The 10,835-nt window shown below is 64.3% G+C and carries 12 protein-coding genes; 6 read left to right on the top strand and 6 right to left on the bottom strand.

Annotation, left to right across the window (positions count from 1 at the left end; all coding sequences use genetic code 11):
• Positions 1-771 carry an enoyl-CoA hydratase/isomerase family protein gene (locus UNPF46_RS04380; RefSeq protein ID WP_142249164.1) on the bottom strand — a complete coding sequence of 257 codons (771 nt, stop codon included), beginning with the start codon at positions 769-771 and terminating at the stop codon, positions 1-3.
• Positions 772-959: 188 nt separating this feature from the next.
• Between UNPF46_RS04380 and UNPF46_RS04385 the strand changes: the two genes are divergently transcribed.
• Positions 960-1,937 (top strand): tripartite tricarboxylate transporter substrate binding protein, encoded by a 978-nt coding sequence (locus UNPF46_RS04385; RefSeq protein ID WP_181769769.1) that lies wholly within the window; start codon positions 960-962, stop codon positions 1,935-1,937.
• Between the two features lie 21 nt (positions 1,938-1,958).
• Here the strand turns inward: UNPF46_RS04385 and UNPF46_RS04390 are convergent, their stop codons facing one another.
• Complete coding sequence (locus UNPF46_RS04390) at positions 1,959-2,633, bottom strand: TetR/AcrR family transcriptional regulator (RefSeq protein WP_142249166.1); 675 nt, start codon at positions 2,631-2,633, stop codon at positions 1,959-1,961.
• 98 nt (positions 2,634-2,731) lie between these two features.
• Here UNPF46_RS04390 and UNPF46_RS04395 point away from each other — a divergent pair, with 98 nt between their 5' ends.
• Complete coding sequence (locus tag UNPF46_RS04395) at positions 2,732-3,616, top strand: SMP-30/gluconolactonase/LRE family protein (RefSeq protein ID WP_142249167.1); 885 nt, start codon at positions 2,732-2,734, stop codon at positions 3,614-3,616.
• Between the two features lie 7 nt (positions 3,617-3,623).
• Here UNPF46_RS04395 and UNPF46_RS04400 read toward each other — a convergent pair whose 3' ends face one another.
• A complete protein-coding gene (locus UNPF46_RS04400; RefSeq protein ID WP_100180290.1) occupies positions 3,624-4,541 on the bottom strand; it encodes a LysR family transcriptional regulator in 918 nt (305 codons plus the stop codon).
• A gap of 146 nt (positions 4,542-4,687) precedes the next feature.
• On the opposite strand from UNPF46_RS04400, the gene UNPF46_RS04405 reads away from it, so the two are divergent.
• The 3 genes from UNPF46_RS04405 (at position 4,688) to UNPF46_RS04415 (ending at position 6,689) form a co-directional block, all read left to right on the top strand.
• Positions 4,688-5,770 carry an LLM class flavin-dependent oxidoreductase gene (locus tag UNPF46_RS04405; protein ID WP_100180289.1) on the top strand — a complete coding sequence of 361 codons (1,083 nt, stop codon included), beginning with the start codon at positions 4,688-4,690 and terminating at the stop codon, positions 5,768-5,770.
• 48 nt (positions 5,771-5,818) lie between these two features.
• A complete protein-coding gene (locus tag UNPF46_RS04410) occupies positions 5,819-6,322 on the top strand; it encodes a flavin reductase family protein (protein ID WP_246668591.1) in 504 nt (167 codons plus the stop codon).
• A gap of 67 nt (positions 6,323-6,389) precedes the next feature.
• Positions 6,390-6,689 (top strand): hypothetical protein, encoded by a 300-nt coding sequence (locus UNPF46_RS04415; protein WP_142249168.1) that lies wholly within the window; start codon positions 6,390-6,392, stop codon positions 6,687-6,689.
• A gap of 54 nt (positions 6,690-6,743) precedes the next feature.
• On the opposite strand, the gene UNPF46_RS04420 is transcribed toward UNPF46_RS04415, so the two are convergent.
• The 3 genes from UNPF46_RS04420 to dctA are packed head-to-tail and all read right to left on the bottom strand — an operon-like array spanning position 6,744 to position 9,468.
• A complete protein-coding gene (locus UNPF46_RS04420) occupies positions 6,744-7,583 on the bottom strand; it encodes a bifunctional allantoicase/(S)-ureidoglycine aminohydrolase (protein WP_100181510.1) in 840 nt (279 codons plus the stop codon).
• An 18-nt stretch (positions 7,584-7,601) separates the two neighbouring features.
• Positions 7,602-8,108, bottom strand: a complete 507-nt coding sequence (locus tag UNPF46_RS04425; RefSeq protein WP_142249177.1) for an ureidoglycolate lyase — start codon at positions 8,106-8,108, stop codon at positions 7,602-7,604.
• Between the two features lie 25 nt (positions 8,109-8,133).
• On the bottom strand, positions 8,134-9,468 hold the full coding sequence (gene dctA, locus UNPF46_RS04430; protein WP_100180285.1) for a C4-dicarboxylate transporter DctA: 1,335 nt from the start codon (positions 9,466-9,468) through the stop codon (positions 8,134-8,136).
• Positions 9,469-9,684: 216 nt separating this feature from the next.
• Here dctA and UNPF46_RS04435 point away from each other — a divergent pair, with 216 nt between their 5' ends.
• Positions 9,685-10,581 (top strand): LysR substrate-binding domain-containing protein, encoded by an 897-nt coding sequence (locus UNPF46_RS04435; protein ID WP_100180283.1) that lies wholly within the window; start codon positions 9,685-9,687, stop codon positions 10,579-10,581.
• The last annotated feature ends 254 nt before the right edge of the window (positions 10,582-10,835 follow it).

Genomic DNA, 10,835 nt, shown 5'->3' on the forward strand with positions numbered 1-10,835 from the left:
TCAGCGTCCCTTGAACACCGGCGCGCGCTTCTCCAGGAACGCCATCCGCGCCTCCTTGGCGTCCTCCGTCTTGGACAGCGCCATGGTGATGTTCTGCTCGAACCGGTAGGCATCGCGCGGCGGCATCAGCTCGACCATGTTCGCCGCGTTCTTGGCGTACTCCATCGCGATCGGGCTCTTCGAGGCGATCTCGCGCGCCAGCTTCATCGCTTCGGGGATCAGGTTCTCCCTGGTGGTGCAGGCCTCGATGATGCCGAGACGGTAGAGCTCGGCGGCCGGCACGCGGTAGCCGGTGAAGAACATGCGGCGCATCAGGGAGCGGCCGAACAGCGTGTTCAGCATCGCCGCACCACCGGCGAGCCCGACATTGATCTCGGGCATGCCGAACACGGCCTCCTCGCTGGCGTAGAAGATGTCGCAGGACGCCATCAGGCCGACACCGGCGCCAAGCGCGACACCGTTGATCGCGGCGATGACCGGCTTCGAACATTCGCGAATGCAATTGCCGGTCTCACGCGTGATGCGGTTGTGGCTGTGGAACGCGCCGATCTTGGCCGGGTCCGGCCGGTCCTTCAGATCCGCGCCGCTGCAGAACACCTTCCCCGCGCCGGTCAGGATCGCGACCCTGACGTCAGTGCGCTCGGAAATCTCGTCGAACACGGCGACGATGCGGTCGCGCATGGCGCGATCGAGCGCGTTCACCGGAGGCCGGTTCAGCGTCACCAGCGCGATGTTGTCGGACACTTCGAGGGTGACGATATCTCCTGACATGGGCTTCCTCCTGGGCTTCTGCTTGTCTTGCTTGTTGCCGTATCGCTACTACTGACCGATCGGTCAGCTTTCTGTGCTGATAACACCAAGCACGATGACTTGCAATATCCTGCCAACATCCCATTGACTGACCGATCGGTCGGTATCTACATTCGACGCAAGCAAGAACGACCTTGAGGAGGACTCCCATGCCCAGGATCAGCCGACGCCAGGCGACAGCTCTGATCGCCGGTGCCCTCGCCGCCCCGCTCGGTGCGCCCGCGATCGTCAGAGCGCGCGCATCGCAGATCTTCATCATCGTGCCCTATGCGCCCGGCGGCTCGATCGACAGCCTGATGCGCTCGATCGCCAAGGCCATGGCGGAAACCCTGGACCAGCCGGTGCTGGTGGACAACAAGCCCGGAGCCAACGGCATCGTCGGATCGCAATATGTGGCGCGCGCGCCGAAGGACGGATCGGTGCTGCTCGCCGGCGGCACCGGCCCGATCTCGCTGAATGTGCTGCTGCGCAAGAGCCTGCCCTACAAGCTGGAGGACTTCGCCTCCGTCGCCATGCTCTGCAACGGGCCGCTGTCGCTCACCGTGAACGCGCGCACGCCGGCCACCGACGTCAAGAGCTTCGTCACCTACGCCAAGGGACGCGACAAGCCGCTGTTCTACGCCACGCTCGGTCCGGGCAGCGTCACCCATCTGTTCGGAATCATGATGGGCAAGTCGATGGGGTTTGCGGTCACCGAGGTCGCCTATCGCAACAATCCCGCCTCCATCATGGAGACGCTGTCGGGAGAATGCGACCTCAATTTCGCAACGCCCGCCGCCGTGATCGAGCATGCGCGCAGCGGTCAGCTTCGCATCCTCGCCCTCTCCGCGGAAAGACGCATGGCGAGCTTCCCCGACATCCCGACGCTGGCCGAATCCGGCTATCCCAACCTCACGGCATCGTTCTGGACCGCGCTTCACGCCCCCGCAGGCACGCCGAGCGACGTCATCGCACGGCTGAACGCGGCCGCGAACGCCGCGATGCAGAAGCCGGAGATCGCCAAGCAGCTCGATACCGACGGACTGATGGTCGATACCGGTGCGCCGGAACGGCTCGACGCCCAGTTGAGCAAGGACGCGGCGCTGTGGGGGCCGGTGATCAAGGCGCAGAACATCGTTCTGGAATGAGGTGCGGCCGCCGACCGCCGGTCAGCGCGACTTGCGCCGGCCTGTCTTGGACGGCTCCGCCGACGGCAGCGCGACAAGCTCGCCGCTTCGCAGGCCGTTGAAGATCATGTCGAAGAAGATCTCCGCGATCTGCTCGGGGGTCGCGGATTTGTTGGGATTGTACCAGCGATGCATCCAGTTGAGCGAGGACAGGATGAGCCGCCCGGTCATGGGGACATCGACCTTGCGGATCTCGCCGGCGTCGATCGCCTCCTGGATCAGGCCGCGCAGGAAGTTCTCGAAGCGGTCGCGGCGCGTCAACCGTTCCTTGTGCCGGCTTCGGTCGGGATCATTCCAGAAGGCGGTGGTGGATGCGATCCAGGCCCAGCGGTAGCGGCGGAAATACTCTGCCGTAGCAACCATGAACGCGCGGATCTTCTGCGAGGGTGGCCCGTCTGGAATGCGGTCACGCACGAACAGATAGAGCTCGAGCGTGGAGCCGACCGCGACGCGCGCGTAGATCTCGTCCTTGTTGGAGAAGTGATGATAGAGCAGCGATTTGGAGATGCCGCAGGCGAGCGCGATGTCGCGCATCGAGGTGCCCTCGAAACCTTTGCTGGCGAACAGCCGCCCGGCCTCGGCCAGGATCTGCAGCACGCGGTCCGAGGCCTCGGCCTGGTTCGCAACGCCATCCTTCATCGTTGACAGTTCGGTCATGAACTCCGCAATCCATTGGTCGGCCCGAGGATCTTTGGAATGAAACTAGGTTTTCACCGACCGATCGGTCAAGCCCGACGATTGCAACGCGAGGAACCATGAGCGAGATCCGAATCAGGCGCATCGGCGCGACCAGGGATCGGCTCGGCGAGAGCCCGGTGTGGGACGAGCGCCGGCAGCACCTTGTCTGGATCGACGCACTCGCCGGAACGATCCATAGGCTGGATCCCCTCACCGGCGTGGTCGAGCAGTTCAGCGTCCCCGCACCGATCGGCTCCCTGGCACTGCGGAGCGACGGCGGGGTCGTCCTGGCGCTGCGCAACGGATTTGCGCATTACGATTTCGATCGGCGCCTCCTGACGGAGGGCCCGTCGATCGGGCTCGACCATCCGAATGTGCGGCTGAACGACGGCAAGGCCGATCCTCACGGCCGTTTCCTCGCAGGCACGATGCACGGCGACCGCGCTCCGGACGAAACACCGCTGGGCGGTCTCTATCGGCTGGACGCCTCGGGTGCGTTGGAATTGCTGGAGACCGACCTCGCCGTAAGCAACGGGCCGTGCTTCAGCCCGGACGGCCGCACCTTCTACCTCGCTGACAGCGCAAGACGGATCATCTGGGCCTATGACTACGGTCCGGAGGGGCCCCTCGCGAACAAGCGCGTCTTCGTCGAGACCGATGCGCTAGGGTCAGGTTGCGACGGTGCAACGATCGACTCTGACGGCCATCTCTGGTCGGTGCTCGTGCGCATCGGCAAGATCGCGCGATTTGCGCCTGACGGGACGATGGTGCGGACCATCGACATGCCGATCCGTCACCCCACCAGCGTAAGCTTCAGCGGCCCCGATCTCGACGTTCTCCACGTGACCTCGATCTCGCGCAGCCACGCACTCGGCGATGATCATCCCGATGCCGGCGGCTTGTTCGCCGTCGAAGGCCTCGGCGTTCGCGGGCTGCCGGCACTACGGTTCGCGCCGGACTGACTTGCATCTATTGCGCGGATCTCTTGACCTGCTTCGGCACGTGTTCCGCCATGTAGTCCACGAAGACCCTGATCTTCTCCGGCAAATAGCTGCTCTGGAGGAACGCCGCATAGATCCCTTCGTCGAAGGTTGAATTCGTCACCCGGAAGCCCGGCAGCAAGCGGACGAGGCGCCTGTTCTTCAACTCATCTGCCACGGTGTAGTCGTCGAGCAGAGCGATGCCGTGGCCTGCGATGGCGAGATCGGACAGCACCACACCGTTGTTACTGCCAAAGGACGAGGGCACGACGATCTCGCGCAGCCGGTTCCGGCGCATGAACTTCCAGACCACGTCCTCCGGACCCATCCAGTAGGTCAGGCAATTGTGACGCGTGATGTCCTCCGGCTCGCGCAGCTTCGGCATCCGGCTGACGTAGTCCGGTGACGCCACCAGAATCCGCTCGCTCCTCAGCAGTCTTCGCTGCATGAGGCCGGGGTCCGTCGGCGCCTGGATCTGGAAGTCGATGTCGAACTCGTCTTCGCGCAGCTGAGGCCGTCGCTCCGACAGGCGCAGCTCCACCTTCAGCTCCGGATAGAGCTTCTGGAAGCCGGGGATCAGCGGCGTGAGCACCTTGATGCCGAACAGCGTCCGCGAGTGCACGCGCAGCGTTCCGCGCGGCGCCGTCTGCAGCGCGAGCGCGGCGGCTTCGGCATCCTCGATGCCGTGCAGCACCTGCTCGGTGCGCTGAAAGAAGATCTTGCCGGCATCGGTCAGGCCGAGATGACGCGTGCTGCGGTTCAGGAGCTGAACGCCGAGCTGCGCCTCGAGCTCGCCGATGTAGCGCGACACCGAGGCCGGCGAGAGGCCGACGCGGCGCCCGGCTGCCGAAAAACTGCCCTCGCGGACGGAGCTGACGAACAATTCCATGGCCTGGAGGCGATTCATCGATCTTTTCAGATTTTGCAAAAGACATGCTCAGATTACGCCAATTGTTCGAAAATGCTCAAGCCCATATCGTCATGAGAACGCGTCGCGACAGCGACCGCTGCGGATCGCAACAGCGACCGCGATATGGTGGGAGGACGCAACCGATGGAATTCGGCGTATTCATTCTGGCGCAGCAGCGCGGCTATCATCAGAGCTCGCAGCAGGTCATCAACAACGCCGTCGAGCAGACGGTCGCCGCCGAGCAGGCCGGTTTCGATACCGCCTGGTACGCCGAGCACCATTTCAACAATTACAGCTTGTGCCCCTCGCCGCTGATGATGGTCGCTCACTGCGCCGGCCTGACCAAGCGCATCCGGCTCGGCTCGGCGGTCTGCGTACTGCCGCTGTATCATCCGGCGCGCCTGCTCGGCGAGATCGGTTTTGCCGACACGGTCTCGAACGGGCGCCTCGATCTCGGCATCGGCTCCGGCTATCAGAAGTTCGAGTTCGACCGCTTCGGCGTCGACCTCGACCATTCGCATGCGCTGTTCGCCGAATTCTACGACGTGCTCCACGCCGGCATGAAGGAGCGCATCTTCTCCTATTCCGGCGAGCACCTGAGGATGCCGCCGACCGCGATCGCGGTGCGCACCGTGCAGACGCCGATGCCGCCGATCTGGGTCACCTCCGGCCACGGCGAGACGCTCGGCCGCGCCATTCGCGACAACCACAATCTGTTCGTCACCGCGCTGCTGAATGGCCTCGACGCCATCAAGGCCCTGCGCGAGCGCCTCGAAGGAATTGCGGCCCAGGAAGGCCGCTCCATCGACGGCACCCGCTTCGGCTTCCTGCGCTGCGCCTATGCCAGCGACAATGACAGCGAGATCCAATCCTATCTGGACAATGCCCGCTTCCAGCGCCGGCTGTCCGAAAGCCTGAAGTTCCGCCGCGCCCAGAGCGATGACGGCTACCTGATCAAGGAGGAAGCGGGACCGAACGACATGAGCCTGGAGACGATGCGAAGCAATCTGCCCGTCGGCAGCGTCAACCAGGTGATCGACCGCATGCTGGAGGAGATCAGCATCCTCAGGCCGACGCACATCGCGCTGCAGACCCAGCTCGGCGATTTCGATCAGCGCACGATGCTGCGCCAGATCGAGCTGTGGGGCAGCAGGATCATTCCCGCGATCCGGAAGGAACTGACATCGGGCCGCGGCAAGGTCGCGGGCGAGGCGGTCTCGGCGTAGGCGCAACCGGCGAGAAGCGCGGTTCGGAGGTCCGTCATGGGATGTCAGATGCCTCAAATGCCCGATGTCCGCTCGGTCGAAGCCGCGGAGTTCCGCCTGGCCATGCGCAACCTCGCGAGCGGCGTCGCCATCGTGGCGACGGGGACGGACACGACACGGCGCGGGCTGACGGTCAGCTCCGTCACCTCGCTGTGCCTGGACCCGCCGAGCCTGCTCGTCGGCGTCAATTCCAGCTCCGAGACCCATGGCGCCATCCTCGCCAACGGCCGCTTCGGGGTCAGCCTCCTCGGCGCCGGGCAGGAGGATCTGGCGTTGCGCTTTGCCGGCAGCGTCAAGGGCGTCGAGCGCTTCGCAACGGCGCAATGGCAGCAAGGCACGCTCGACGTTCCGCTCCTCGAGCGGGCGATCGGTGCCTTGGAATGCGTCCTGCATCATCATCAGACGGTCGGCACGCATGGTCTCTTCATCGGCAGGATCGTGGCGACGCGAGGCGGTCACGGCGATCCGCTCGTCAATTTTCAGGGTGCTCTGCACGCGCTGCCGCGCGGCTAGCTGGATTTGCCGGGCGGGATCCGGCAATACCGTCTTTGTCGACGGGGATCGCAACAGGAGCGACACCATGATCATCGAATGCTTCGACGGAGGTGTCGTCCGGCTTTCCGAACCATCCGACTTTCGCAGGTTCAAGCTGGTGATGCATGCAGAGACACCACTCGATCCCCAGGCATGGAAGGGAATCACGCTGCTCGGCGATCGCGATGCGCTCGTCTCGATTGACCTGGTCCCCTCGCTGCAGGGCCGACCTGATCATGCCAGCTGGCGTCTGGGCTATGATGACATGCTGGCCAAGGCCCGCGAGCACGGCTGGATCGACGTCGACAGAAACGCCATTCGCGCTCATATCGAAAGACCGGCCTAGATCGTCCGTTTTTCGAGCGGCCTCAGGCGGCTTGTCGGCCGCGGTCTCGGCACTCTAGATCAGCGGAGCGCCCTGCCGCAGATTCATGTGCCGGTTGACGTCCTTGTAGAGAAGGTAGCGAAACCGGCCGGGACCTCCCGCGTAGCACGCCTGCGGGCAGAAGGCGCGCAGCCACATATAGTCTCCGGCCTCGACCTCCACCCAGTCGCGGTTGAGACGGTAGACCGCCTTGCCTTCGAGCACGTAGAGCCCGTGCTCCATGACGTGCGTCTCCATAAAGGGGATCGTCGCGCCCGGCTCGAACGTCACGATGTTGACATGCATGTCATGGCGCATGTCGGCGGGGTCGATGAAACGCGTGGTCGCCCATCTCCCCTCCGTGCCCGGCATCGATACGGGCTCGACCGAGTCCGCGTTGGTCACGATCACCTCGGGCTCGGCCAACCCCGGCACGCGCTGGTACAGTTTGCGGATCCAGTGAACCTGCGCAGGGCCCGAGCCGCGATTATGAAGGCTCCAGGCGCAGCCGGGCGGCACATAGGCGAAACTGCCGGGCCTCAGCTCACGCTCTCCATCTGCCAGCTTGAGAACGAGCTTGCCGCCCACCACGAACAGTGCTCCTTGGGCGTCCCGGTCCGGCTCGGGACTGTCACTTCCCCCGGCCGGCGCGATCTCCATGAGGTAATGGGAGAACGTCTCGGCGAAGCCGGAGAGCGGTCGCGCCAGGACCCAGACGCGCGTGCCATCCCAGTGCGGCAGGTAGCTGGTGACGATATCGCTTTGAACGCCGCTGGGGATGACGGCGTAGGCGTTGGTGAAGACCGCGCGGCCGCTCAGCAGATCCGTCTGCGGCGGAAGGCCACCCTGCGGTACGTGATAGGTTTGCGACGACATCATCAAGCCTCGTGAAGGTTACCCGCGCGATGCGACCGAGCTGAGATCGAGCTGCATCTCCTCGCTCAGCCAATATTCTTCGAGATTGTCGCCGTCTCCCTTGCGGTCGACGACGAGGAACGAACTGGCGTCCTTGAGGACCAGCAGCGGATGGTGCCAGCAATTGCGGGCATAGTTCACACCCTGGTGGCCCTTTGCCGCGAACGCCCGATAGCTCGAGAACACGAGCGGGTCCGCGCAGACGACGACCAGCCAATCTGCTCCGTTCAAGGGCATGAACATCTGGCTTCCCAGCGGATGGCGTTCCATCAGGCGAATCGCGATCGGCGCCGGCCGCACCGAGGCGACGAACCAGCTGATATTGACCTGCCCGCCTTCCGCGGCGACGTCGATATTGGCGAGCCCATTGAACCGCTCGGCGTAGCCCTGGTTGATCGACAGGGGCGTCATCCCCCTGGTTTCGACGACATCCCCGAACGGCGCGAACGCCTCTTTCGTCAACGGCTCGATCGAGAGTGTCCCCATTGCCAAACTCAAGGTCTTTCTGCGTTCAGAGCGTCTGCAGACCCGCCACGGGCGCATCGGCATCGACGGGATCGGCCCGCAGACTTTCGACTGACGGATCGATCTCACCGTTCAGAATACGCCGCGCCCTGGCGTGATCAAGGTCCCCCTCCCAGGAGGCGACGACGACCGCCGCGACGCAGTTTCCGACATAATTGCCGAGTGCGCGCGCGATACCGATGAACCAGTCCACCGACAGGATCAGCACCAGTCCGATCGCCGGGATGGCCGGAATGGCAGCCAGCGTCGCCGCGAGGACGACGATGGCCGAGCCCGGAACACCATGGGCACCTTTGGAGGTCAGCAGCGCGACGCCGAGAATCGCCAGGAGATCGCCCGTTGCGAGCGGCGTATTCGTCGCCTGCGCAATGAAGACGGCCGCCAGGGTCAAATAGATGGAGAACGCATCCAGATTGAACGAGTACCCGGTCGGGATCACGAGGCCCACGGTCGATCGCTTGATCCCGAGCAGCTCGAGCTTTCGCATGGTCTGCGGCAGCACGCTGTCACCCGCCGCCGTTCCGAGCACGATCATCAGCTCTTCGCGCAAGTACGCCAGCAGCTTGAACAGGCTGAAGCCGGAGATCCGCATGATCGTCCCGAGAATGATCACCACGAACAGCACCACTGCCAGATAGAACAGGGCAACGAGGCCGCCGAGCTGCTTGAGCGAGCCGATGCCGTATTTCCCGACGGTGAAGGCGATCGCACCGAACACGCCGATGGGCGCGAGGCGGACCACGAAGTTCATCATCTTGAAGATGATCTCGTTCACGCGCTCGACGAATTCGATGACCGGCCTGGCACGCTCGCCGCACAGCGACACGGCACAGCCAAACATGATCGAGACGATCAGGACCTGCAGGACGTCGCCCGAGCTGAAGGCGCCGACCAGCGTCGAGGGGATGAGTTTCATCAGGAATTCGGAGACGCCGCCGCCGGCAACCTGGGCGGCCGTCTGGCTGAAGCCGCTGAGCACCTTGGCATCCAGCGTCTTCGGGTCGATGTTCATTCCGGCGCCGGGCTGGAAGTAATAGGCAAGCGCGATGCCGAACACCAGGGCGATGGTGGTGACGATCTCGAAATAGAGCAGCGATCGGATGCCGACCCTGCCAACCTTCGAGAGGTCGCCGGCCGCCGAAATGCCCTGCACGACGACGCAGAATACGATCACGGGCACCAGCATCTTGATCAGCTTGATGAAGCCGTCACCGAGCGGCTTCATCTGCACGGCGGTGTCCGGATAGCCGACGCCGAACGCGATGCCGACGGCGAGGGCAACGACGACCTGGAAGAAGAGTGACTTGAAGATTTTCGGCATGACGAAACTGGACATGGCTTTCCTCGCTCGCTGGGCTTTCGTCTGGCTTGGTCGGCTGCAGCCTTTTGCCATTCTTGTCGTTGGCGCTCGACGTGAGGTCGTCGCGTACGGAGCCGTTCGTCGCGGCCGGGCGCTGGAAGGCTCCATCGGTCATTCGTTGACCAGGTGCGACATCAAGTCCAATATATAGAACGACACGATTGATAGGCTTTCACTATGGATCTCCGCCAGCTCCGTTACTTCATTGCCGTTGCCGAAGAGCGCAGCTTCACCCTCGCCGCCCGGCGGCTGAACCTTTCGCAGCCGCCGCTCAGCCAGCACATCCAGGCTCTCGAGGCGGAGCTCGGGACCCAGCTGCTCTACCGGACTAGCCGCAAGGTCGAGCTGACGCAGGCGGGCGAGGCCATGCTGCTGCGAGGACGCACGATCCTGCACCAGGTCAAGGCCGCGGAGGACGAGGCTCGGTCGATCGGGGCCGGCCTGATCGGAACGCTGGATGTCGGAGCGACCGGCTCCATCCTGCGCGGCCGTCTCGCCGAGCTGCTCGCGGCTTACCGGCAGGTCGCTCCGCTGGTGAAGATGACGGTGCACGAGCAGGCGCCGGCGCTGCAGATCGCGGCGCTTCTTGGCCGCACGACCAACATCTGTCTCATTCGCGGCGATCCCGCCGAGCGCGACTTGGTCAGCAAGCTTGCGTGGCGGGAAGAGGTCGTTGTCGCCATGCCCCGCACCCACCGGCTGGCGCGCCGCAAGCGCGTCGCCCTCGGTGACCTCGCATCCGAGGAGCACGTCGTGCTTGATCCCGATAGCTCCGATTTCGCACGCTACGTCCAGACTTGCTGCGTCGATGCCGGCTTCCTGCCAAAAGTGTCCCAGCAGGTGGTCGACGCCCAGTCGATCCCGAGCCTGATTGCCGCGGGTTTCGGCGTGGCGCTCGTGCCGCAGTCGATTGCGCGCTTCACCACCGCCGACATCGTCTTCCGCCCGATCCGGCCCTCGCCGCCGACGGCCGACGTGTTTCTGGTCTTCAGAGAGGATGAGACGTCGATGGTGGTGCACAATTTCGTCAAGCTGGCGCTTCGATATCTGAGTCAGCGGAAGAGCGTGGGATAAGACGAGGACGGAGCGGTGCGCTCTGTCGTCATTGCTGGCACGCAGCTCAGCTCGCAGACACGTCTTCTCGGCCTCGCGGCGCGTTTCGCCCGAGCTTTGCTTGGTCACTCCACCCTCAAATCCAAGAGGGCGCAGGGAAGGCCGGGTGCCGGCTGGCACCCGCGGTCCGCTGCGCGAAAGGCACGCGCAAAAAAGACCGCACAGCAGCATACAGGTGTCGCCGATCACTCGGCCTTCCCTGCGCAGTGGCTGGA

Origin of the sequence: Bradyrhizobium sp. UNPF46, assembly GCF_006658625.1 — a bacterium.
GTDB classification, from domain to species: Bacteria; Pseudomonadota; Alphaproteobacteria; order Rhizobiales; family Xanthobacteraceae; genus Bradyrhizobium; species Bradyrhizobium nitroreducens.